Source organism: Streptomyces sp. NPDC027189, from assembly GCF_055566975.1.
In genome coordinates, this window is sequence record NZ_JBVHRI010000003.1 from 564,597 (window position 1) to 586,367 (window position 21,771).

The 21,771-nt window shown below is 71.7% G+C and carries 19 protein-coding genes and 2 pseudogenes; 12 read left to right on the forward strand and 9 right to left on the reverse strand.

Annotation, left to right across the window (positions count from 1 at the left end; translation table 11 throughout):
* Window positions 1–141: 141 nt before the first annotated feature.
* The 4 genes from ACZ4RZ_RS10415 to ACZ4RZ_RS10430 all read right to left on the reverse strand — a co-directional run bounded on the left by ACZ4RZ_RS10415 (window position 142) and on the right by ACZ4RZ_RS10430 (window position 3,361).
* A complete protein-coding gene (locus ACZ4RZ_RS10415; RefSeq protein WP_467743559.1) occupies window positions 142–825 on the reverse strand; it encodes a response regulator in 684 nt (227 codons plus the stop codon).
* A complete protein-coding gene (locus ACZ4RZ_RS10420) occupies window positions 822–2,042 on the reverse strand; it encodes a sensor histidine kinase (protein WP_467743560.1) in 1,221 nt (406 codons plus the stop codon). Before ACZ4RZ_RS10420 ends, ACZ4RZ_RS10415 begins: the two co-directional genes overlap by 4 nt.
* Before the next feature lie 202 nt (window positions 2,043–2,244).
* Complete coding sequence (gene pspAA / locus ACZ4RZ_RS10425; protein ID WP_467743561.1) at window positions 2,245–2,523, reverse strand: PspA-associated protein PspAA; 279 nt, start codon at window positions 2,521–2,523, stop codon at window positions 2,245–2,247.
* Between the two features lie 43 nt (window positions 2,524–2,566).
* On the reverse strand, window positions 2,567–3,361 hold the full coding sequence (locus tag ACZ4RZ_RS10430; protein ID WP_467743681.1) for a PspA/IM30 family protein: 795 nt from the start codon (window positions 3,359–3,361) through the stop codon (window positions 2,567–2,569).
* Window positions 3,362–3,627: 266 nt separating this feature from the next.
* Between ACZ4RZ_RS10430 and ACZ4RZ_RS10435 the strand changes: the two genes are divergently transcribed.
* The 3 genes from ACZ4RZ_RS10435 to ACZ4RZ_RS10445 all read left to right on the forward strand — a co-directional run bounded on the left by ACZ4RZ_RS10435 (window position 3,628) and on the right by ACZ4RZ_RS10445 (window position 6,197).
* Window positions 3,628–4,254 (forward strand): DUF3043 domain-containing protein, encoded by a 627-nt coding sequence (locus ACZ4RZ_RS10435; RefSeq protein ID WP_467743562.1) that lies wholly within the window; start codon window positions 3,628–3,630, stop codon window positions 4,252–4,254.
* Window positions 4,255–4,337: 83 nt separating this feature from the next.
* Window positions 4,338–5,039 carry a class I SAM-dependent methyltransferase gene (locus tag ACZ4RZ_RS10440; RefSeq protein ID WP_467743563.1) on the forward strand — a complete coding sequence of 234 codons (702 nt, stop codon included), beginning with the start codon at window positions 4,338–4,340 and terminating at the stop codon, window positions 5,037–5,039.
* A 60-nt stretch (window positions 5,040–5,099) separates the two neighbouring features.
* Window positions 5,100–6,197, forward strand: coding sequence for a S1C family serine protease (locus ACZ4RZ_RS10445; protein WP_467743564.1), 1,098 nt, complete (start codon window positions 5,100–5,102; stop codon window positions 6,195–6,197).
* 76 nt (window positions 6,198–6,273) lie between these two features.
* Here the strand turns inward: ACZ4RZ_RS10445 and ACZ4RZ_RS10450 are convergent, their stop codons facing one another.
* Window positions 6,274–6,486: a hypothetical protein gene (locus ACZ4RZ_RS10450; RefSeq protein WP_099500908.1), complete on the reverse strand. Its 213-nt coding sequence runs from the start codon at window positions 6,484–6,486 to the stop codon at window positions 6,274–6,276.
* Window positions 6,487–6,600: 114 nt separating this feature from the next.
* Between ACZ4RZ_RS10450 and ACZ4RZ_RS10455 the strand changes: the two genes are divergently transcribed.
* Window positions 6,601–7,800 carry a bifunctional adenosylcobinamide kinase/adenosylcobinamide-phosphate guanylyltransferase gene (locus tag ACZ4RZ_RS10455; protein ID WP_467743565.1) on the forward strand — a complete coding sequence of 400 codons (1,200 nt, stop codon included), beginning with the start codon at window positions 6,601–6,603 and terminating at the stop codon, window positions 7,798–7,800.
* A 25-nt stretch (window positions 7,801–7,825) separates the two neighbouring features.
* Here ACZ4RZ_RS10455 and ACZ4RZ_RS10460 read toward each other — a convergent pair whose 3' ends face one another.
* Entirely contained in the window at window positions 7,826–8,905 is a 1,080-nt protein-coding gene (locus ACZ4RZ_RS10460; protein ID WP_467743566.1) for a class I SAM-dependent methyltransferase, read from the reverse strand.
* A 161-nt stretch (window positions 8,906–9,066) separates the two neighbouring features.
* Here ACZ4RZ_RS10460 and cobT point away from each other — a divergent pair, with 161 nt between their 5' ends.
* The 3 genes from cobT (at window position 9,067) to ACZ4RZ_RS10475 (ending at window position 13,012) form a co-directional block, all read left to right on the forward strand.
* A complete protein-coding gene (cobT, locus tag ACZ4RZ_RS10465; protein WP_467743567.1) occupies window positions 9,067–10,215 on the forward strand; it encodes a nicotinate-nucleotide--dimethylbenzimidazole phosphoribosyltransferase in 1,149 nt (382 codons plus the stop codon).
* 293 nt (window positions 10,216–10,508) lie between these two features.
* Window positions 10,509–12,305: a phosphatidylglycerol lysyltransferase domain-containing protein gene (locus ACZ4RZ_RS10470; protein ID WP_467743568.1), complete on the forward strand. Its 1,797-nt coding sequence runs from the start codon at window positions 10,509–10,511 to the stop codon at window positions 12,303–12,305.
* Entirely contained in the window at window positions 12,302–13,012 is a 711-nt protein-coding gene (locus ACZ4RZ_RS10475; protein WP_467743569.1) for a hypothetical protein, read from the forward strand. The genes ACZ4RZ_RS10470 and ACZ4RZ_RS10475 overlap by 4 nt, the downstream gene beginning before the upstream one ends.
* Here ACZ4RZ_RS10475 and ACZ4RZ_RS10480 read toward each other — a convergent pair.
* A complete protein-coding gene (locus ACZ4RZ_RS10480) occupies window positions 12,949–13,716 on the reverse strand; it encodes a hypothetical protein (RefSeq protein ID WP_467743570.1) in 768 nt (255 codons plus the stop codon). The two genes, ACZ4RZ_RS10475 and ACZ4RZ_RS10480, sit on opposite strands and share 64 nt — an antisense overlap.
* Window positions 13,717–13,871: 155 nt before the next feature.
* Here ACZ4RZ_RS10480 and ACZ4RZ_RS10485 point away from each other — a divergent pair, with 155 nt between their 5' ends.
* Complete coding sequence (locus ACZ4RZ_RS10485) at window positions 13,872–14,666, forward strand: adenosylcobinamide-GDP ribazoletransferase (RefSeq protein ID WP_467743571.1); 795 nt, start codon at window positions 13,872–13,874, stop codon at window positions 14,664–14,666.
* A 98-nt stretch (window positions 14,667–14,764) separates the two neighbouring features.
* Window positions 14,765–15,379 (forward strand): RDD family protein, encoded by a 615-nt coding sequence (locus ACZ4RZ_RS10490; protein WP_467743572.1) that lies wholly within the window; start codon window positions 14,765–14,767, stop codon window positions 15,377–15,379.
* On the opposite strand, the pseudogene ACZ4RZ_RS10495 reads toward ACZ4RZ_RS10490, so the two are convergent.
* Both ACZ4RZ_RS10495 and ACZ4RZ_RS10500 read right to left on the reverse strand, forming a co-directional pair.
* Window positions 15,339–15,569 (reverse strand): annotated as a pseudogene (locus tag ACZ4RZ_RS10495) (endo alpha-1,4 polygalactosaminidase); the annotation flags it as partial. The gene ACZ4RZ_RS10490 and the pseudogene ACZ4RZ_RS10495 sit on opposite strands and share 41 nt — an antisense overlap.
* A 2-nt stretch (window positions 15,570–15,571) precedes the next feature.
* Window positions 15,572–16,322, reverse strand: a pseudogene (locus ACZ4RZ_RS10500) (glycosyltransferase); the annotation flags it as partial.
* A 335-nt stretch (window positions 16,323–16,657) separates the two neighbouring features.
* Here ACZ4RZ_RS10500 and ACZ4RZ_RS10505 point away from each other — a divergent pair.
* From ACZ4RZ_RS10505 to sucB, 3 genes are all read left to right on the forward strand, one after another.
* The gene (locus ACZ4RZ_RS10505) at window positions 16,658–18,178 is read left to right on the forward strand and encodes a leucyl aminopeptidase (RefSeq protein WP_467743573.1); all 1,521 of its coding nucleotides are present in this window, start codon (window positions 16,658–16,660) and stop codon (window positions 18,176–18,178) included.
* A 294-nt stretch (window positions 18,179–18,472) separates the two neighbouring features.
* Window positions 18,473–19,861 carry a dihydrolipoyl dehydrogenase gene (lpdA, locus tag ACZ4RZ_RS10510; RefSeq protein ID WP_467743574.1) on the forward strand — a complete coding sequence of 463 codons (1,389 nt, stop codon included), beginning with the start codon at window positions 18,473–18,475 and terminating at the stop codon, window positions 19,859–19,861.
* 90 nt (window positions 19,862–19,951) lie between these two features.
* Window positions 19,952–21,760 carry a 2-oxoglutarate dehydrogenase, E2 component, dihydrolipoamide succinyltransferase gene (gene sucB / locus ACZ4RZ_RS10515; protein ID WP_467743575.1) on the forward strand — a complete coding sequence of 603 codons (1,809 nt, stop codon included), beginning with the start codon at window positions 19,952–19,954 and terminating at the stop codon, window positions 21,758–21,760.
* Window positions 21,761–21,771: the final 11 nt, after the last annotated feature.

Here is a 21,771-nt window from a genome sequence, read left to right on the forward strand (position 1 = left end):
GAGCGGAACGTGGAGCAAGAGGGCGTGCACATCTGAGCGCCCCACGTCACACCCTGAGCCATGGAAGGGGACCGATCCGTCGCCCCTGAGTCCATTTCCTTATGCGGCTCCTACTCCAGGCGCAGTACGCCCAGGTGGAGCTCAGTCCACCCTTGGACGGACCAGCCCGGACTCGTACGCGATGACGACCAGCTGCGCCCGGTCGCGCGCGCCGAGTTTCGCCATGGCCCGGTTGACGTGCGTCTTCACCGTCAGCGGGCTGACTTCGAGGCGCTCGGCGATCTCGTCGTTGGAGTGCCCGCCCGCGACCTGGACGAGCACCTCGCGCTCGCGCCCGGTGAGCGCGTCGAGCCGCTCGGCGCGGGCCGGATCCCGCTCCTCCTCCGAACCGTCGCCCTGCGCGAGGAACTTGGCGATCAGCCCCTTGGTGGCCGCCGGCGACAGCAGCGCCTCGCCACCGGCGGCGATCCGGATCGCGTTCAACAGCTCCTCCGGCTCGGCGCCCTTCCCGAGGAATCCGGAGGCGCCGGCCCGCAGCGACTGCACCACGTACTCGTCGACCTCGAAGGTCGTCAACATGACCACCCGTACGTGTGCGAGCCCCGGGTCGGCGGTGATCAACCGTGTGGCGGCGAGCCCGTCGGTCCCTGGCATCCGGATGTCCATGAGCACGACGTCGGCGCGCTCTTCCCTCGTCAGCCGCACCGCCTCCGCGCCGTCGGACGCCTCGCCGACCACCTCCATGTCGGGCTCCGAGTCGACGAGCACACGGAAGGCGCTGCGCAGCAGCGCCTGGTCGTCGGCGAGCAGGACACGGATGGTCATGCGGAGTCCCCCAGGGCAGGCGTGCGGTTCTTGACCGGAAGGATCGCATGGACCCGGAAGCCGCCTCCGTATCGGGGACCGGCCGTGCAGCTGCCGCCGAGCGCGGTGACCCGCTCCCGCATGCCGAGCAGCCCGTGCCCGCCGCCCTCTTGTGGCCCGTCGTCCTGCCCGGGCCCGTTGTCGAGGACCGTGACCTCCACATTCGGTCCTACGCGTACGACGCTGACCTCGGCCTTCGCCTCCGGGCCCGCGTGCTTCTGCACATTGGTGAGGGCTTCCTGGATGACGCGGTACGCGGCGAGGTCGACGGCGGCGGGGAGGGTGGTGCCGTGGTCGCAGCGGGCGACTTCGACGGGGAGGCCGGCATTGCGGAAGGTGTCGGCGAGTTCGTCGAGGCGGGCGAGGCCGGGTGCGGGTTCGGTGGGGGCCTCGGGGTCGCCGGACTGCCTCAGCAACCCGACGGTGGCGCGGAGCTCATTGAGGGCGGAGCGACTGGCCTCGCGCACGTGCGCGAGGGCTTCCTTGGCCTGGTCCGGCCGCTTGTCCATGACGTGGGCGGCGACGCCCGCTTGGACGTTCACCAGGGCGATGTGATGGGCGACGACGTCGTGCAGATCGCGGGCGATCCGCAGCCGCTCCTCGGCGACGCGGCGGCGGGCCTCTTCCTCGCGGGTGCGTTCGGCGCGCTCGGCGCGCTCGCGGATGGCGTGCACGAAGGCACGCCGGCTGCGTACGGCGTCGCCCGCGGCGGCGGCCATGCCGGTCCAGGCGAAGATGCCGAGGTTCTCCTGGGCATACCAGGGCATGGGTCCCGCGAGCATCGCGACCGCCGTCAGGACGGTCATCGTGACCAGTCCGACGCGCCAGGTCGTGGGGCGGTCGGTGGCCGACGCGACGGTATAGAGGGCGACGACGGCGGACATCGCCACCGGGGCCCTGGGGTCGCCGGTGGCCAGCTCCACCAGGGAGACGGCGACCGTGGCCGCGAGGACCGTCATCGGGGCGCGGCGGCGGAAGACCAGGGCCGCGGCGCCGAGCACCATCAGGACGAGGCTGAGCGCGTCCGGGGTGCGGGCGCCCCAGGTCGCGCCGTTCTCACCGTGCGGGTCGACGAAGGAGCCGGCGACCATGCTGGCGAGGACGCCGGCGGCCAGGGCGGCGTCCAGCGCGAGGGGGTGGACGCGCAGCCAGTCCCTCGTGCGCTCTAGGGTGCTCACTCCGTTTACGGTACGGGGAGCCTGCGGGGCTTGGAACGGGTGCTACCGGGTACCGCGGGGGATGTTTTCGCCCCCTCCGCCCCTACCCGTCCCGTCCCTCGGGGCTGCGCCCCCAGACCCCCGCCAAAAGACTGCGCAGTTCCTCGCGCCCCTGAAACGGGGCTCGGGGAACTGCGCGATCTGCGTAGGGGCGAGGAAACCGTCAGCCGGGGATCAAGCCCTCGTCGCTCAGCATTGCGCGGACCTCTTCGAGGGTCGCGTCGGGGGACGGGAGGATCAGTTCCGAGGGTTCCAGCGCGTCGTCGGGAAGCGGAGCACCGAGGCGGCGTACCGATTCCAGGAGCGCGCACAGCGTGCGGCGGAAGCCGGGCTCGTCGCCGCTCTCCATCTCGGCGAGCAGCTCGTCGTCCAGTTTGTTCAGTTCGGTGAGGTGGCTGTCGTCCAGCCTCACCTGCCCCTCCCCCATGATCCGTACGATCATGTCGCCCTCCTCAGGCGTGGGACCCGATCAGTCGGTCACTCACTCACTGCTTGTCGAAGCGCGGAGTGTCCTGCGGCTGCGACTGGGACTGCGACTGCCCCGTACCGCCCTCGATCGCCTGCTGCGGCGAGGACCCACCGGCCAGCTCCGCCTTCATGCGCTGCAGCTCCAGCTCTACATCCGTACCACCGGAGAGCCGGTCCAGCTCGCTCTGGATGTCGTCCTTGGCCAGCCCGGACTGGTCGTCGAGGGCCCCGGAGGCGAGCAGCTCGTCGATGGCGCCGGCTCGCGCCTGGAGCTGCGCGGTCTTGTCCTCGGCCCGCTGGATGGCCATGCCCACGTCGCCCATCTCCTCGGAGATGCCGGAGAAGGCCTCCCCGATCCGGGTCTGCGCCTGGGCCGCCGTGTACGTCGCCTTGATCGTCTCCTTCTTGGTGCGGAAGGCATCGACCTTGGCCTGCAGACGCTGGGCCGCGAGGGTGAGCTTCTCCTCCTCGCCCTGGAGGGTCTGGTGCTGCGTCTCCAGGTCGGTGACCTGCTGCTGGAGGGCGGCGCGGCGCGACAGCGCCTCACGGGCCAGGTCCTCACGGCCGAGCGCGAGCGCCTTGCGGCCCTGGTCCTCCAGCTTGGTGGACTGACTCTGGAGCTGGTTCAGCTGCAGTTCGAGGCGCTTGCGGCTGGTCGCCACGTCCGCGACGCCGCGGCGCACCTTCTGCAGCAGCTCCAGCTGCTTCTGGTACGAGTAATCGAGGGTTTCGCGCGGGTCCTCGGCCCGGTCAAGGGCCTTGTTCGCCTTCGCGCGGAAGATCATCCCCATACGCTTCATGACACCGCTCATGGGCTTCGCGCGCCCCCTTCTGACGGACTCCAGCTCCAGGTACTGCAACAGAACCCACAGTACGGGCCCTGCATCCATTACCGCACTGTTCGGGGACGGATGCGCTCATCCCCAAGGACGACTGCTTACGGCACCGCTCCGGCGTAGGGAGTAGGTGGACCTCGGGGTCCCCGGCCCCGCCACCCGGCAAAGCCGCGCGCAACGTCCCCTCTGTCCCACTACAGACGTACGGTGTTGCCGGATCGTTCCCCACTCGAATGACGTCCATGCGCCCGAACCCCGTACCCTTGGGTTTTGTGTTCCGTAGCCGTGCCAAGGAAGAGAAGGCCCCCGCCGACAAGGCGCCGGTGACCGACTCCAAGCAGACCCGTGACCCCCAGGCCCCCAAGGGCCGCCCCACGCCCAAGCGCAGTGAGGCCCAGACCCAGCGTCGCAGCGTCGCCAATACGCCGACGACGCGCAAGGAGGCGGCCAAGCGGCAGCGCGACGATCGCCGTGTCGCGATGGAGCGGCAGCGCCAGGCGCTGGCCAGTGGTGACGAGCGCTATCTGCCCGCCCGTGACAAGGGGCCGGTGCGGAAGTTCGCGCGCGACTTCGTGGACTCGCGGTTCTGCATCGCCGAGTTCTTCCTGCCGCTGGCCGTGGTCATCCTCGTCCTGAGCATGGTCCGCGTGGGCTCGCTGCAGAACATCGCGCTGCTGCTGTGGCTCGTGGTGATCGTGATGATCGTGGTCGACTCGATCGGTATCGCGATCCGCCTGAAGAAGCAGCTGAACGCGCGCTTCCCCGACCAGCCCAAGAAGGGCGCGGTCGCCTACGCGCTGATGCGCACGCTCCAGATGCGTCGACTCCGGCTTCCGAAGCCGCAGGTCAAGCGCGGAGAGCGGCCCTGAGCACGACGTCTTTCTCCGGGGGCGCGGCGGACGCCTGGCTGAACAAGCTGGGCGGCCTGCGTGATGTCGTACGACAGGAACTGGTGGCCCGGCAGCTCGACGAGCAGATAGCCGGGCGGTTCCCGGTGGGCCTGCGGCTGCGGGTCCTCGACGTCGGGATGGGCCAGGGCACGCAGGCGCTGCGCCTTGCCCGGGCCGGGCATCAGGTGACCGGTCTGGAGCAGGACGCGAAGATGCTCGCGGTGGCCCGGGAGGCGCTGGCCGCCGAGCCCGAGGGCATCCGGGGACGTGTACGGCTGATCGAGGGCGACGGCCGGGAAACCGGCGTCCACTTCCTGCCGGGCAGCTTCGACGTGGTGCTGTGCCACGGCGTACTGATGTACGTCGAGGAGCCGGACGCGCTGCTGGCCGGCCTGGCGCGGATGCTGGCCCCCGGCGGGCTGCTCTCGCTGCTCGTGCGGAACGCCGACGCGCTGGCCATGCGGCCCGGGCTGTCCGGGGACTGGGCGGCGACGCTCGCCTCGTTCGACACGACCGCGTACACGAACCGGCTCGGCCTCGACGTGCGCGCCGATCGACTCGCCACGCTGACGTCCACGCTCGCGGGGATCGGGGCGCCGCTGCACGCCTGGTACGGGGTGCGGGTCTTCACGGACACCGCGGCGGACGGGGCGCCGGTTCCTCCGGATGCGGAGAGTGTGCTGGCCGCCGAGGAGCGGGCCGGGCGGACGGATCCCTATCGCCAGGTGGCGGCGTTGCTGCACCTGTGCGGAGTGCGTGGCTGAGCGACCCGTTCGGGCGCGCACCGCAGGTCAGGGCATCCATCGAAAAGGGACACTTCGGGCATGGATGCCTCCTGTACGCCTGCCCGGCCCCGCGCCCTTGCTCGCACCGTGCGGCTCCTTGCGTCCGTAGCCGCTCTCGCCTGTTCGGCCGCCCTGCTCTCCGGGTGTACCGGCGACTCCGCGTCGTCCAGGAAGGACGGTGCGACGACTACGCAGGCCGCTGTCTCCCAGGTGTCCAATGACCTCCAGGACGCCTACCTGAAGGTGATCAAGGAAGTCCTGCCGTCGGTGGTGCAGATCCAGGCAAGCCATGATCTGGGGTCGGGCGTGGTGTACGACGACAAGGGGCACATCGTCACCAACGCGCACGTGGTCGGGAACGAGAAGAAGTTCGGGGTCACGACGGCCAACAACGAGGACGCGCTGACGGCGACGCTCGTCTACGCGTACCCGGAGCAGGATCTCGCCGTCATCAAGCTGGACAAGATCCCCGAAGGACTGAAGGCGGCGACCATCGGGGACTCCTCGAAGGTCGAGGTCGGCCAGATCGTGCTGGCGATGGGGTCGCCGCTCGGGCTCTCGTCCAGCGTGACCCAGGGCATCGTCTCGGCGACCGGACGCACCGTCAGCGAGGGCACCACCGGCGGGGGTACGGGGGCCACCATCGGGAACATGGTGCAGACCTCGGCGGCGATCAACCCCGGCAACAGCGGCGGCGCGCTGGTGAATCTCGACGCTCAGGTCATCGGCATCCCCACGCTCGCCGCGACCGACCCCAATCTCGGCGGCGGCGCGGCGCCCGGCATCGGCTTCGCGATCCCCGCGTCGCTGGTGAAGACCATCGCCGACCAGATCATCAAGGACGGCAAGGTCACCGACTCGGGACGGGCCGCGCTCGACATCACGGGCCGTACGGTCGTCAACGACGACTACCAGCCCGCGGGGGTCGCCGTGGTCGCGGTGCAGAGCGGCGGCGCGGCCGACAAGGCGGGCATCCGGCCCGGTGACGTCATCATCAAGGTCGGCGACAGCGACATCACCACGATCATCTCGCTCTCCGAGGCCCTCGCGGCCCAAAAGCCGGGCGACAAGACGGAGGTGACGTTCCTGCGGGGCGGCAGCGAGAGCACGGTCGTGGCGACGTTGGGGGAGATCTGACGTCCGGCGACCAGCGGCCGTCGGGCGACCGCGGTGGACGGGTTGCCGAGGTCCGGCCCCGGCAACCCCGACCGGCCTACTCCGGTTCGGCGTGCAGGCTCATCGGCCCGTAGATCTGCGTGCTGTCCTCGAAGAGGAACACCTGGTCCGCGCCGCCCTCGAGAAGGTCCTTCCACACCTCGCCGATCCAGGACTCGGCGTCCCCCTGCGTGGTGAACTCCTCGGGCTGCACCGCGGGTTGGACCTCTGTCCCGTCGGACTTCTCGAACCGCCACGTCCATGCCGCCATGTACGCCTCCAGGGTGTGAGCACACTGCACAGCTGAAGCCGGACAAGATCCGGCTCCACGTCCGAAGCCTAGCCGGACGCGCAAGACCTGCGGCGACACGTAAAAATCGACCTCGTGGAACTGACTCTGCTCGGCACCGGCGCCCCCGAGGGCCTGCCCCGCCCCGACTGTCCCTGCGCGGCCTGCGCGACCGCGCTCGGCGAGAACGCGCGGGCGGCCACCGCGCTGCTCGTGGACGGCACGCTGCTGCTCGACCTCACGCCCGGCGCGGCGTTCGCGGCCGCCCGCGCCGGGCACTCGCTGGGCGGCGTACGGCAGGTGCTGCTCTCGCATCCGCACGACGGGCCCGCGGTCGAGGTGCCGGCCGGGCTGCCGCAGCCCGGGCGGGTGCCCGACGGGCGTGAGCTGGCGCTGCTCACCGGGCACCGGGTGCGGGCCGTGCCGATGGACGCGCCCGGCACGGGGTACGCGGTCACCGGCCCGAACGGTCAGCGGCTGCTCTATCTGCCGCCGGGCGCGGCGCCCGCCGGGCTCGACGCGAACGGTGATACGTACGACATGGTGCTCGCCGATGTGGTGGGGCGCCCCGACGGCCTGGCGAAGCTGCGGGCGGTCGGCGCGGTCGGGCCGACGACGGACGTGATCGCGGTGCACCTCGACCACGAGGTGCCGCCGGGGCCCGAACTGCGGCGACGGCTCGCGGCGGCGGGCGCGCGGGCGGTGCCGGACGGGACCACGCTGGACGTGGGCGTCTACGAGGACGTACCGGACGTGCCGCGCCGCACGCTCGTGCTCGGCGGTGCGCGATCGGGCAAGTCTGTGGAGGCGGAGCGGCGCCTCGAGGCCTTCCCCGACGTGCTGTACGTCGCGACGGGCGGCTCCCGGAACGGGGACACCGAGTGGGCGTCGCGGGTCAGCGCGCATCGTGAGCGGCGCCCCGGCTCCTGGCGCACCACCGAGACCTGCGACCTCGTCCCCCTCCTGGCGGAGGACGGCCCTCCGCTGCTCATCGACTGCCTGTCCCTCTGGCTGACGGACGCGATGGACTCCGTGAACGCCTGGGACGACGCGGAGTGGGCGGGCGGCGGCGAACGCGCACTGCGCGCCCGCGTCGAGGAACTCACCGCCGCCGTCCGCAACACCCGCCGCACCGTCGTCGCCGTCTCCAACGAGGTCGGCTCCGGCATCGTCCCCGCCACCGCGTCGGGACGCCGCTACCGTGACGAACTCGGGCGCCTGAACGCGGGGTTCGCGACGGAGTGCGAGCACGTGTTGCTGGTGGTGGCGGGGCAGGCGCTGCCCCTGCGGGGTTGAGAGGGCCGCGGAGCGGGTCGAAGGCTCACCGCCGCGCGATGATGCGGTACGCGTTGGAGAAGCGGGTGCGGCGGAACAGCGGGGCGAGGGCGTGGTCCAGGGCCGACGTCGTGGCCAGGAGGGGGTTGGACGCCCGGGTCAGGGCCGTGTGCAGCGTGCGCTGGAGCGGCGTCGGCGGCGCGGGCCGCCAGGGCGCGTCGAGGTCGGGCAGGGCGCGGCCGAGGGCCAGTGCGAGGGCGCCCGCGAGATCGTACGGGATGTGCGGTTCGCGGCGGTCCGTCGCGACGATCGCACAGCCGAGGGACTCCAGTTCGCCCAACAGGTTGGGCAGCGGCATCAGATGGAGATGGCGCGGCTGGCCGTACGACACCCACCACTTGCCCAGCAGCGCGCCGAACGCGCAGTCGGGGTCGGGGACTTCGACGAGGAGGTGCCCGCCGGGCCGCAGCACCACCATGGCGGCGCGCAGTTCCTCGCGCGGGTCGCGGGTGTGCTCCAAGTGGTGGAACATGCTGACGACGTCGTAGCGGGCGCGCAGCCGCTCGGCGATCCGGGGGTCGGTGAGCCGGCCCCGGTGCGCCTCCTCGACGCGCCCGGCCGCCCGCGCCTTCGCGACCCGCCGCGTAGCGTCGAGCCCGTCGAAGGCCGTGTACGGGTGGACCTCCTTGGCCACGGCCGGGAAGTGCCCGTGACCGGTGCCGACGTCGAGCCAGCTCTCCGGCTCGGTGTACGGCAGCATCGCGCGAGCGGCGGCGCGATGGCGTCCGCGGCTGCCGCGGGCGCCGAGGAGCCGCACGACGAGGCCTTCGAGGGCGTCCCCCCGCAGATCCCTGAGGTCTCGGAGGTCCCGGTGGTAGAAGGCCAGCCCCTCCGCCGTGAGCCGGGGGTTCTGGAAGGCGTGGGCGCAGTCCCCGCACTCGTCGACGACGAACGTGCCGGGCTTGCGCTGCACCAGATCCGACGTGCGCAGCCGGGTGCGCAGCCGCCTCGACCCGCACCAGGGGCAGTCGTCCCGGCGCGGTTCGTGGAACCGGTCGGTGCCCTGGGCGAGTTCGGCGGCGTAGGCGGCGCGGCGTTCGGCGATCAACTGCGGGGCGGGGGGCATGGGCGCTCCTGGGGGACGCGGGGCCGGGGGCGGCTGGAGAAGCTGGGCGGAGACTGCCGGGCCGTACGACAATCCGACACAAACGGTACGTAGGGGAACGCGATCCGGGGTGCAACGACGTGGCGCGGACGTGTTCGATCGCTGCCGGTACTGTTCGGCGAATGAGCTCGCTTAATCTCGACGACTTCACCGATCTGATCGAGCGCCCCGACGGAGGCGTGCGCCGGGACGCCGAGGCGCGCCGGGAGCGCCAGATCGTGCCGCCCGGGTCACTGGGCCGCCTCGACGACCTGGGTGAGTGGCTGGCGGCGGCGCAGTCCGCGGTGCCGGTGCGGCCGATCGAGCACCCGCGTGTGGTGCTGTTCGCGGGCGACCACGGGGTCGCCGAACTCGGCGTGTCGGCGCGGCCCGCGGGCAGCGCCGACCAGTTGGTGCGGGCGGTCCTGGAGGGCGCCAGCCCGGCGGCGATCCTCGCCCGGCGGCTCGGCGTGCCGGTGCGCGTAGTCGACATGGCGCTGGACTGCGAGCCGGACGGGCTGCCCGACGAGGTCGTACGGCATCGGGTGCGGCGCGGTTCGGGACGTATCGACGTCGAGGACGCGCTGACCCTGGAGGAGGCGGAGGCCGCGTTCCGCGCGGGCGTCGCGGTCGCGGACGAAGAGGCGGACTCCGGTACGGATCTGGTGGTGCTCGGCGACATCAGTGTCGGCGGGACCACGGCGGCCGCCGTGCTGGTCGCCGCGCTGTGCGGGACCGACGCGTCCGTCGTCACCGGGCGGGGCGGGCGCGCCATCGACGACCTCGCGTGGATGCGCAAGTGCGCCGCGGTGCGCGACGCCCTGCGGCGGGCCCGGCCCGTGCTCGGGGATCAGCTGCAGCTGCTGGCGACGGTCGGCGGGGCGGACCTCGCGGCGACGACCGGGTTCCTCCTGCAGAGCGCGGTGCGCAAGATGCCGGTGATCCTCGACGGGGTCGTCTCCGCCGCGTGCGCCCTGGTCGGGCAGCGGGTCGCCTTCCGCGCGCCGGACTGGTGGCTGGCCGGCCAGAACAGCGGCGAGCCGGCCCAGGCGAAGGCGCTGGACCGGATGGCCCTGGTGCCCCTTCTCGACCACGGGGTGACCGTCGGCGAGGGCGCGGGCGCACTGCTGGCACTGCCCCTGGTCCAGGCGGCGGCAGCCCTGGCAGCCGATCTGCCGGAGGCCCCTTCCCCCGAGGCGGAGGCTGGGCCCGAGGCGGAGGCCGCGCCCGAGGCCGGGCCGAAGGCCGACCCCGAGGACGGGCCCGAGGCCGACCCCGACCAGCACGAGTAGCCGGTCCTCGACCGCGGCCAGGGTTTTTCGCCCCCCTTCACCCCTGCCCGTCGCTGGAGCTGCCCCCCAGACCCCGCCATCGCGCTTCGCGCTCGTCCTCAAACGCCGGACGGGCCAGGACCGTTCAGCCTCTGCGGCGTTTGAGGAGCGGGTCTGGGGCGGAGCCCCAGGTACGGGACGGGCAGGGGCGGAGGGGGCGGAAAAGTGTCGCCTTCGCCCCCACGAGGGCCGGCAGAACCACCCGCCGCACCCCTCCCCCGCACACACCACACCGCCCCATATCATCGCCCTTTATGGGAGATGCCCGAATTGCCGTCGAGCAGGAGCGGGCGTCGGCCCGCCAGGGGGACGGGGACCGGCGGTCCACCGCTGCCTCACGGCGCGCTGCCGCCTTCGCCGTCTGGTATCTGCGGGCCGTCACGTTCATCAACTTCCTGAGCGCCGTGTGGGTCTCGCTCGGGCAGGACGTGCGCCGGCACAACACGGAGAACTACTTCACGCCGTACCTGCTGACGGCAGGCTTCGCGTCCGGTGTGTTCACGATGTTCCTCGCCATCACCATGCGGCGGCGCAAACGAGCCGCGTGGATCCTCAACTTCGTCCTCAGCGGGCTGTTCCTGCTGCTGTTCGCCGTGGCGATGGTGTTCCCGGAGATCCGCCAGTACGCGCAGAACTGGGTCTCGCTCGTCCTGACCGCCGCGTTCGTCGCCTCGCTCGTCGTCGGCCGCCGGGAGTTCTACGCGAAGGGCGACCGGTCGAACCCCAAGCTCGCCGCGGCCGTCGCGGTCGGCGGGCTGCTGGTCACCTCGCTGCTCGCCACGCTGCTGGTCACGGTCACCAACCAGGCCCACGACGCGCACCGTTCGACGTTTCTCGACCGCTGGCGCTACGGCACCCTGCGACTCATCTCGGTCGCCGCCGACGACTCCCACTTCCCCGGGATCGCGACGCCCAACTGGGTCAACGTCACCATCAACGTGTTCAGCACCCTGCTGGTCCTCGCCGTCCTCTACGCGGCCTTCCGCTCCCGCCGCGCCGTCGACCCGCTCACCGAGGACGACGAGAAGCGGCTGCGCGCGCTGCTGGAGAAGAACGGCGACCGGGACTCGCTCGGCTACTTCGCCCTGCGGCGCGAGAAGAGCGTGGTCTGGTCGCCGACCGCCAAGGCCGCGGTGGCGTACCGCGTCGTCGGTGGGGTCTCGCTGGCCTCCGGCGACCCGATCGGCGACCCGGAGGCATGGCCCGGCGCCATCGAGCCCTGGCTCGCCGAGGCCCGCGCGCACGGCTGGATCCCGGCGGTGATGGGCGCGAGCGAGGAGGCGGGGACCATCTACTCCCGGCACGGCCTCGACGCCCTCGAACTCGGCGACGAAGCCATCGTGGAGACTGCCGAGTTCACCCTCGAAGGGCGGGCCATGCGCACCGTCCGGCAGGCCTACAACCGGGTCAAGCGCGCGGGCTACCGGGTGCGCATCCGGCGCCACGAGGACATCGCGGCCGACGAGATGGCGTATCTCCTGCGGCGCGCCGACGACTGGCGGGACGGGGCGACCGAGCGCGGGTTCAGCATGGCGCTCGGGCGGCTCGGCGACCCGGACGACGGGCGGTGCGTGATGCTCGAGTGCACCGACGCCCAGGGTGAGTTGCGGGCGGTGCTGTCCTTCGTGCCGTGGGGGCCGCACGGGCTCTCCCTGGACCTCATGCGGCGCGACCGCGACTCCGAGAACGGGCTGATGGAGTTCATGGTGATCGAACTCCTGCGACGGGCCCAGGAGATCAAGATCACTCAGGTCTCGCTCAACTTCGCCATGTTCCGATCGGTCTTCGAACGTGGCGCACGTCTGGGCGCGGGACCGGTCCTGCGGCTGTGGCGCTCACTGCTCAGCTTCTTCTCGCGCTGGTGGCAGATCGAGTCGCTGTACCGCGCCAACGCAAAGTACCGGCCCATCTGGGAGCCGCGGTTCCTGCTCTTCGAGAAGAGCGCGGACCTGCTGCGCATCGGTGTCGCGTCCGCGCGCGCCGAGGGGTTCCTGGAGGCGCCGGGACTGCCGAAGTGGCTGCACCGAAAGCACCTGGAGTCGCACAGATGAACACGCTCGCCCGCTGGGCTCGCGCCGAATGGGGGCTGCTGTACGTCACCGTTCGCGGCGCGCTCGCCGAAAGGCGCCTGCGGGCGATCCCCATGACCATCGGCGCGGTGTGTCTGACCTCCGTCCTGCAGTTCGTGCAGAACCAGTCGTGGGGCTTCCAGTTCGTCCAGAACACCGGCTCCGTTCGGGCCGAGGAGCCGCTCTGGGCGAACTTTCTGCGCACCCCGCTCTCCTTGTTCGTACCGGCCCTGGATCTCCCGGTGTGGGGTGCGCTCGCGCAGATCCTCGTCGTGTTCGGCATCGCCGAGATCTGTCTCGGCTGGTGGCGCACGCTCGTCATCGCGTACGTCGCCACGCCGGCCGGGACGCTCTACGCGCGCGTCGGTATCGCCCTCGGCCCGCACCACCCGCTGGGGCTGCCCGGATCGGACGCGCAGGTCGTCGACACCGGCCCGTCGGCGGCCGTGGTGGGCCTCGCCGTGTTCCTCGGCTGGCGCTATCGCGCGCACATCACGGCGGGTGTGGTCATCGGGGCCATGGTGGTCGAGGTGCTCCTCAAGAAGAACCTGGCGGGCAAGGAACACCTCGTGGCCATCGCCGCCGTGCTGGTGGTGTGCGGGATTTCCGCGCTACGCCACCGGCGTCACCGGCGTCCGGGCACGGAACGGGCGAGTTCGTCGTTCGGTTTACCGCCGATCCAGTCCTGAATCTTGCGGCTGGGGCCCGCCCAGCGCCGGTCATGGCGGTAGGCGCGCAGTCGCGCCTTGGCCCGGGCACGCGGCCGTCGGCGATAGAGGTGTTTGGCCCACGGGGAGCCGGGCCGGGCCAGCCGGACCGCGCCGATCAGGGCGACGAAGGGGACGATCACGCCGAAGACGGCGGTGCGCGTCTTGCCCTTGCTGAGGGCGAGCAGCGCGAAGAGGAAGTTCACCGCCACGGTCAGGATCACGCCTCCGCGGTCCTGCAGTTCCTGATCGGTGAGGTCGTTGACACCGAACGGCGCGAAGCCGCCGAGTACGAGGCCGACGAGGGCCGCCGTGACCACCACGACCTCGACGCTCTGGCGGCCGGCCTCGGTCCAGTAGACGTCGTCGAGGTGCAGGACCAACGCGAACTCGTCGAGCACCAGGCCCGCGCCGATCCCGAACAGCACGGCGCTCAGGTACGCGCCGAACCCGAACGGGCTGCTGGCCACCGCGCCGAAGCCGCCGATCACCATCAGCAGAATGCCTGGCACGACGTGGTGGATGTGCAGGCCACCGGCCTTCACATTGCCGAAGGGGCCCTTGCCCGCACGGATCAGCCGGACGATGACACGGGTGATCACGAAGGTCAGCACGAAGGAGGCGAGCGCCAGCAACAGCGGCAGCTTTCCCGGTTCGATGATGTTCCGGTACAACCAATGACCCATATGTGAACTTTAGACATGTATGCCAGGAGATGATCCCGCTGGTCGCGTCGGACCAACGTGCTGTTCCGGCCGGGGGTCCGGGGGTTGTCCCCCGGGAGAACGCAGCATCCACAGCCACTGTCTCCGCCGTCCGGGCACCCGGGTACCCTTCGCCGGTGTCCAAGACGGCGTCCAAGACCCCCCTGCCCGACAGCCTCCGCTTCGCCTTCGGCACCCTCACCGTGCTGCCCGTCGAGGTGACCCGCTGGGACCGCGAGGCCGCGCGCGGCGGAATGCTGTGCGCACCCGCGGCCGGGCTGGTGGTCGGAGCGGGCGCGGCGCTCGTGGGTGTGGCGCTGCTCGCGATGGGCGCCGGCCCGCTGCTGGCGGCCGTGGCCTCCGCCGCCGTACCGGCCGCGCTCACCCGGGGCCTGCACCTGGACGGGCTCGCCGACACCGCGGACGGGCTCGGCAGCGGCAAGCCCGCCGAGGACGCGCTACGGATCATGAAGCAGTCGGACATCGGCCCGTTCGGCGTGATCACCCTGCTGTTCGTGCTGCTCGCCCAGGTGGCCGCGCTCTTCCAGGCGTACGACACCTCGTGGGCCCGGGGCGCGCTCGCCGCCGTCGTCTCGGCGACCGCGGCCCGACTCGCCCTCACGCTGGCCGCCCGCACCGGGGTGCACCCGGCCCGCCCCGAGGGCCTGGGCGCCGCGGTCGCGGGCACGGTCCCGGTGCGCGGCGCGCTGCTGGTGACGGTGGCCGTCGTCGGCGCGGCGGCTGGCGCGGGCGCGCTGGTGGGGACGTACGACCTCGTGCGCGGCGCGGTGGCGGTGCTCGCCGCCTGCGCGGCGGCCGAACTGCTGCTGCGCCACTGCGCGCGACGCTTCGGCGGCATCACGGGCGATGTGTTCGGCGCTCTCGCCGAGACGGCGGCGACGACGGCGCTGGTCGTTCTGTCACTGGGCTGAAACGATCACCGGCGAACGGCACTCGCGCCCCTCCACCCCCACTAATCTGATCCGCCGAACAGACAAAGGATCGTGATCGGGGGACGTCTGTGCCGAACATGCTGAGACTGCCGAAACTTCGGCGGTTCCTGGCCTGGTTCATCGACTTCGCGCTGGTGCTCGCGGCGGCGTCCGCGCTCGCCGTGCTCACCTTCCACCGGATATCCGCACTCGTGACGGATGTGCCCGACCTCGCCGCGCGGGGCGGCTGGGACATCCTCACCTCGCGCGGCGATGTCATCGACGCCTCCGAGGGGTTCGGGCTCTCCCTCTGGCACAAGGTGGTCCGGGACGTGGAGCAGGCCTTCGGGCTGCTGGTGGTGGCCACCTTCGTCTACCAGTGGGCGGCGCTCGCCCTCACCGGATGCACGATCGGCAAGGCCCTGCTCGGTCTCAAGGTCACGCCGAGCCCCCCGCGCCGGGCGGCGCTGCGGGCGGCGGTGACGACGACGGCCGATGTCGCCGTGTACGCGGTGGCCTGCATCCTGCTGGTGGAGGGCGAGTTCGCGCTCTCGGTGCTGGCGTGGGCCGTCGCCGTCGTGATCTTCTTCCTCAACGCCCTGCCCGTGCTCTCCCCGAGCCGCCGCTCGCTGGCCGACCGGCTGGCCGGCACGGCGGTCACCGGCCTCGGGCTCAGCATGCCCGGCGCCACGCCCCCACCTCGTACTTTCTGAGCACCGAGCTCAGCTTCAGCCGACGGGCCTCGGCGCAGAAACCGCTGGTCCGCAGCTCGTACTCGACGTGGAAGTCGGCCTTGTCCGCGGCGATGAACGGCTTGAGCCGCCCGCACTCCTTGTACTGGGCGCACTGTTCATCGACCGCGAAGTCGAAGTCCCCCACCAGCTGGGGGATTTGGTCGAGATCAGCTCGCGCGGGGGTACGACGAGGCCCGTGTCGCCGACCGCCTCGCGCACCCCGCCGACGTCGGTCGACACCGTCGTACGGCCGCAGGACATCGCCTCGATGGTCGAGAAGGGGAAGCACTCGGAGATGGAGGAGAGCATCACGACGTGGCCGGCCGCGTACGCGCCCCACACCTCGCTGATGCGGCCCTCGAAGGTCAGCCCGTCCGTCACGCCCAGCTCGGCGGCGAGCATCTCCAGGCGGGTCCGGTACGCCTCTCCGCCGGGCGGCACCGGGCCGAACAGCCGCAGCCTGGTCCCGGGCATTTCGGCGCGCACCATGCCGTAGGCGCGCAGCAGTGTTTCCAGGTCCTTGATGGGGTCGACGCGGCCGCACCAGGTGAGGGTCGGCACGTCGGGTTCGGGACCCGCGTGCGGGAAGGCGTGCGGGTCGACTCCGTTGTAGACCGTGCGGATCCGCTCGGGCGCCGCCGCGCTCCTCCCAGCGGCGGTTGTACTGGTTGCAGGGGGTGATCAGGTCGGCGGCCCGGTAGCCCAGGGAGTTGAGCTCGCGGTAGAAGCCGAGCATGAACGCCTTGACGGGCCAGCGCTGTTCACCGCTGCGGTAGCCGAGGTAGCGCTCGCGCAGATAGATGCCGTGCTCGGTGAGCAGGAAGGGGACACCGTCGAGATGGCGCGCGGCCAGGGCGGCCAGGCCGCTGCTGACCGCGTGGGCGACGCAGTCCTCGGGGATCCGGACGCCGAGCGGGCGCAGGGGCCTCTTTTGGTCAAACCGAGGAGGATCGGTGGAAATGATGCAAAGCGGTGAACGGCGCGCTCACCGGAACACGATGAGTGTGGCTCAGGTCACCGGGAGTGAGGGGTGAGAAATGGACACGACGCCACCGGGCGGTGAACACCCGCAGGAATGAGCGAACCCCGGCCCCGAGCGTAGGCTCGTCCCGGGTACTTACCTAGCGACCTCAGGGAAGTGCGGGCGCTACCCGGTAGGGACCGCCCCCGCAGGCCGGATCTAGGGTCAGCCGTCGGGCCCGGTCGACCCACCCCACTCGGCCACAGCAACTTCAACGGAAGCGAGATTTCACCACCGTGACTGCTCTCACTCTCAGCACCGCCGCAGCGTCCGGTCTGCGGGCCGACGCGATCGTCGTCGGTGTCGCGAAGGGCCCCAAGGGCCCGGTCGTCGCACCGGGCGCCGAGGCCGTGGACAAAGCGTACGACGGCTCTCTCGCCGGAATCCTGGAGACCCTCGGCGCCACCGGGGCCGAGGGCGAGGTGACGAAGCTGCCCGCGCCCTCCGGTTTCAAGGCACCCGTCGTCGTGGCCGTCGGTCTGGGAGCGGTCCCGGTGAAGGACGACACGTTCGGCGCCGAGGCGCTGCGCCGTGCGGCCGGTGTCGCCGCCCGCGCGCTCGCCGGTGCCAAGAAGGCCGCCTTCGCCCTGCCGATCGCGGACGCCGCCGACGCCGGTGCTGTCGCCGAGGGCGCCCGGCTGGGCGCGTACGCCTTCGACGCCTACAAGGACAACGGCAAGGACGCCAAGAACGGCAAGGCCCCGCTCGGCGAGGTCGCACTGCTCGGCGGCAAGCCCCGCGACGCCGCGTACAAGGCGGCCATCGCGCGCGCCACCGCCGTGACCGAGGAGCTCAACCGCGCCCGCGACCTCATCAACACCCCGCCGAACGACCTCAACCCGGAGTCCTTCGCCGCCGTCGCCACCGCGGCCGGCAAGGAGCACGGCATCAAGGTGCAGGTGCTCGACGAGAAGGCCCTGGAGAAGGGCGGCTTCGGCGGCATCCTCGGCGTCGGCGCGGGCTCGGCCGCCGCTCCCCGCCTGGTGAAGCTGTCGTACACCTCCCCCAAGGCGGCCAAGCACCTCGCCTTCGTCGGCAAGGGCATCACGTACGACTCGGGCGGCATCTCCCTCAAGCCGGCCGGGCACAACGAGACGATGAAGTGCGACATGAGCGGCGCGGCGGCGGTCTTCGCCGCCGTGGTCGCCGCCGCGCGCCTCGGCCTGGAGGTCAACGTGACCGGCTGGCTCGCGCTCGCCGAGAACATGCCGTCCGGCTCCGCCACCCGCCCGGGCGACGTGCTGCGCATGTACAGCGGCAAGACCGTCGAGGTCCTCAACACGGACGCCGAGGGCCGCCTGGTCCTCGCCGACGCGCTGTGGAAGGCGTCGGAGGACAAGCCGGACGCGATCATCGACGTGGCGACGCTGACCGGCGCGATGGTGCTGGCCCTCGGTCACCGCACCTTCGGTGTGATGGCCAACGACGACGCGTTCCGCGCCTCGATCGTCGAGGCCGCGGAGGAGGTCGGCGAGGACTCGTGGCCGATGCCGCTGCCCGAGCACCTGCGCAAGGGCATGGACTCCCCCACCGCCGACATCGCCAACATGGGCGAGCGGATGGGCGGCGGCCTGGTCGCCGGTCTGTTCCTGCGCGAGTTCGTGGGCGAGGGGATCACCTGGGCCCACCTCGACATCGCGGGCCCGGCGTTCAACGAGTCCGGCCCCTTCGGCTACACCCCCAAGGGCGGCACCGGTTCCGCGGTCCGCACCCTGGTCCGTCTTGCCGAACTGACGGCGGCGGGCGACCTGGGCTGAGGCCCTGACCAGTGAGAGCGGCCCCGGGTCCTGGTGACCCGGGGCCGCTCTCATGGCCGTACGAGGGTTTCGCCCTCGACGAAATCCGCAGGTTCCCCCACATCCGCACCCCGTCGACGTGATGGATCAGACGTCTCACACACCGGCCCGGCGTCTCGATCGCCGCCGACAAGTGCGAAGATGGGTTCTCGGCAGGACAGGGCCCCCACCACAGGGCCGAAGAAGAGCGGCCGGACACCAGCCGCCGACCGGTCACTGGAGACCGGCGTGGCGCACATGCATGGAGGACGTGACGTGGCGAACGACGCCAGCACCGTTTTCGACCTAGTGATCCTCGGCGGCGGTAGCGGCGGTTACGCCGCGGCGCTGCGCGGAGCGCAGCTGGGCCTGGACGTCGCCCTGATCGAGAAGGACAAGGTCGGCGGTACCTGCCTGCACCGCGGGTGCATCCCCACCAAGGCTCTGCTGCACGCGGGCGAGATCGCCGACCAGGCCCGCGAGAGCGAGCAGTTCGGCGTCAAGGCCACCTTCGAGGGCATCGACGTACCGGCCGTCCACAAGTACAAGGACGGGGTCATCTCCGGCCTGTACAAGGGTCTGCAGGGTCTCATCGCGTCCCGCAAGGTGACGTACATCGAGGGCGAGGGCCGTCTCTCCTCCCCCACCTCCGTCGACGTGAACGGCCAGCGCATCCAGGGCCGCCACGTGCTCCTCGCGACCGGCTCCGTGCCGAAGTCGCTGCCGGGCCTGGAGATCGACGGCAACCGCATCATCTCCTCCGACCACGCGCTGGTCCTGGACCGCGTCCCGCAGTCCGCGATCATCCTGGGCGGCGGCGTCATCGGCGTGGAGTTCGCCTCCGCGTGGAAGTCCTTCGGCTCCGACGTCACGGTCATCGAGGGCCTCAAGCACCTCGTCCCGGTCGAGGACGAGAACTCCTCCAAGCTTCTTGAGCGCGCGTTCCGCAAGCGCGGCATCAAGTTCAACCTGGGCACCTTCTTCTCGAAGGCCGAGTACACCCAGAACGGTGTCAAGGTCACCCTCGCCGACGGCAAGGAGTTCGAGGCCGAGGTGCTGCTCGTCGCCGTCGGCCGCGGCCCGGTCTCTGCCGGTCTCGGCTACGAGGAGCAGGGCGTCGCGATGGACCGCGGCTACGTCCTGGTCGACGAGTACATGCGGACGAACGTCCCGACCATCTCCGCCGTCGGTGACCTGGTCCCGACGCTCCAGCTCGCGCACGTCGGCTTCGCCGAGGGCATCCTGGTGGCGGAGCGTCTGGCCGGTCTGAAGACCGTTCCGATCGACTACGACGGCGTGCCGCGGGTGACGTACTGCCACCCCGAGGTCGCCTCCGTGGGTATCACCGAGGCCAAGGCCAAGGAGATCTACGGCGCGGACAAGGTCGTCGCTCTGAAGTACAACCTCGCGGGCAACGGCAAGAGCAAGATCCTCAACACCGCGGGCGAGATCAAGCTCGTCCAGGTGAAGGACGGTGCCGTGGTCGGCGTCCACATGGTCGGCGACCGCATGGGCGAGCAGGTCGGCGAGGCCCAGCTGATCTACAACTGGGAAGCGCTGCCCGCCGAGGTCGCCCAGCTCATCCACGCCCACCCGACGCAGAACGAGGCGCTCGGCGAGGCCCACCTGGCCCTCGCGGGCAAGCCGCTGCACTCGCACGACTGATCAGCCACCGGCTGTCCCCAGTCACCGCGTCGAGTAGGGCGCGACGACGACCACAGACTTCCGCACCATTCGTAAGGAGCAACAGAAACCATGGCGGTTTCCGTAACCCTTCCGGCGCTCGGTGAGAGCGTCACCGAGGGCACTGTCACCCGCTGGCTGAAGGCCGAGGGCGAGCGCGTCGAGGCCGACGAGCCGCTGCTCGAGGTGTCGACCGACAAGGTCGACACCGAGATCCCCTCGCCCGCCGCCGGTGTGCTCGCGTCCATCAAGGTCGCCGAGGACGAGACGGTCGAGGTCGGCGCCGAGCTGGCCGTCATCGACGACGGCACCGGCGCCCCCGCTGCCGCCCCGGCTCCGGCCGCCGAGCCCGCCCCCGCCCCCGCCCCCGCGGCCGCTCCGGCCCCCGCCCCGGTCGCCGAGGCCCCCGCGGCTCCGGCCGCCCCGGCTCCCGCCGCCCCCGCCGCTCCGGCAGGTGGCGCCACCGGTACCGACGTCGTGCTGCCCGCGCTGGGCGAGTCGGTCACCGAGGGCACCGTCACCCGCTGGCTGAAGGAGGTCGGCGAGGAGGTCGCGGAGGACGAGCCGCTGCTCGAGGTCTCCACGGACAAGGTCGACACCGAGATCCCCGCGCCGGTTGCCGGCGTGCTGCTGGAGATCGTGGTCGGCGAGGACGAGACCGCCGAGGTCGGCGCCAAGCTGGCCGTCATCGGCGCGCCCGGCGCCGCTCCGGCCGCCGCCGCCCCCGCGGCTCCGGCTGCCCCCGCTGCCGTTCCGGCGGCGCCGGCGGCGCCCGCGGCTCCGGCTCCGGCCCCCGCTGCTCCGGCCGCCCCGGCCGCCGCCGCCCCGGCTCCGGTCCAGCCCGCGGCTCCGGCCCCCGTCGCGCCCGCCGTCCCGGCTCCCGCGCCGGTCGCCGCGCCCGCCCCGGTCACCCCGGCTCCGGCTCCTGCCGCGCAGGCCACCGACGAGGGCGCGTACGTGACCCCGCTGGTGCGCAAGCTCGCCGCCGAGAACGGGGTCGACCTGGCCGCCGTCAAGGGCACCGGCGTCGGCGGCCGTATCCGCAAGCAGGACGTCATCGCCGCCGCCGAGGCCGCGAAGGCCGCTGCCGCCGCTCAGGCGCCGGCTGCCGCTGCCGCCCCGGCCGCCGCCAGGAAGACGCCGACCCTGGAGGTCTCCCCCCTCCGCGGCCAGACCGTCAAGATGCCGCGCATCCGCAAGGTCATCGGCGACAACATGGTCAAGGCCCTGCACGAGCAGGCCCAGCTCTCCTCGGTCGTCGAGGTGGACGTCACCCGCCTGATGCGCCTGCGCGCCCAGGCCAAGGACTCCTTCGCCGCGCGCGAGGGCGTCAAGCTCTCCCCGATGCCGTTCTTCGTGAAGGCGGCGGCCCAGGCGCTGAAGGCCCACCCGGTCATCAACGCCCGGATCAACGAGGCCGAGGGCACGATCAGCTACTTCGACACCGAGAACATCGGTATCGCGGTGGACTCGGAGAAGGGCCTGATGACCCCGGTCATCAAGGGCGCGGGCGACCTCAACATCGCCGGCATCGCCAAGGCCACCGCCGACCTGGCGGGCAAGGTCCGGGCGAACAAGATCACTCCGGACGAGCTGTCCGGCGCGACCTTCACCATCTCCAACACCGGCTCGCGCGGCGCGCTCTTCGACACGATCATCGTGCCGCCGAACCAGGTCGCGATCCTGGGCATCGGCGCCACGGTCAAGCGCCCGGCCGTCATCGAGACGGAGGAGGGCACCGTCATCGGCGTCCGCGACATGACGTACCTGACGCTCTCCTACGACCACCGCCTGGTGGACGGCGCCGACGCCGCCCGCTACCTGACGGCGGTCAAGGCGATCCTGGAGGCGGGCGAGTTCGAGGTCGAGCTCGGTCTGTAGTCCTTCATCGC

What these genes read in the sequence shown, in the direction of transcription:
- ACZ4RZ_RS10435 (WP_467743562.1), top strand. Translation starts at nt 3,628, where the DNA reads ATGCGCCCGAACCCCGTACCCTTGGGTTTTGTGTTCCGTAGCCGTGCC.
- ACZ4RZ_RS10460 (WP_467743566.1), bottom strand. Translation starts at nt 8,905, where the DNA reads ATGCCCCCCGCCCCGCAGTTGATCGCCGAACGCCGCGCCGCCTACGCC.
- ACZ4RZ_RS10445 (WP_467743564.1), top strand. Translation starts at nt 5,100, where the DNA reads ATGGATGCCTCCTGTACGCCTGCCCGGCCCCGCGCCCTTGCTCGCACC.
- ACZ4RZ_RS10480 (WP_467743570.1), bottom strand. Translation starts at nt 13,716, where the DNA reads ATGGGTCATTGGTTGTACCGGAACATCATCGAACCGGGAAAGCTGCCG.
- ACZ4RZ_RS10475 (WP_467743569.1), top strand. Translation starts at nt 12,302, where the DNA reads ATGAACACGCTCGCCCGCTGGGCTCGCGCCGAATGGGGGCTGCTGTAC.
- cobT (WP_467743567.1), top strand. Translation starts at nt 9,067, where the DNA reads ATGAGCTCGCTTAATCTCGACGACTTCACCGATCTGATCGAGCGCCCC.
- sucB (WP_467743575.1), top strand. Translation starts at nt 19,952, where the DNA reads ATGGCGGTTTCCGTAACCCTTCCGGCGCTCGGTGAGAGCGTCACCGAG.
- ACZ4RZ_RS10430 (WP_467743681.1), bottom strand. Translation starts at nt 3,361, where the DNA reads ATGAGCGGTGTCATGAAGCGTATGGGGATGATCTTCCGCGCGAAGGCG.
- pspAA (WP_467743561.1), bottom strand. Translation starts at nt 2,523, where the DNA reads ATGATCGTACGGATCATGGGGGAGGGGCAGGTGAGGCTGGACGACAGC.
- ACZ4RZ_RS10415 (WP_467743559.1), bottom strand. Translation starts at nt 825, where the DNA reads ATGACCATCCGTGTCCTGCTCGCCGACGACCAGGCGCTGCTGCGCAGC.
- ACZ4RZ_RS10450 (WP_099500908.1), bottom strand. Translation starts at nt 6,486, where the DNA reads ATGGCGGCATGGACGTGGCGGTTCGAGAAGTCCGACGGGACAGAGGTC.
- ACZ4RZ_RS10490 (WP_467743572.1), top strand. Translation starts at nt 14,765, where the DNA reads ATGCTGAGACTGCCGAAACTTCGGCGGTTCCTGGCCTGGTTCATCGAC.
- ACZ4RZ_RS10470 (WP_467743568.1), top strand. Translation starts at nt 10,509, where the DNA reads ATGGGAGATGCCCGAATTGCCGTCGAGCAGGAGCGGGCGTCGGCCCGC.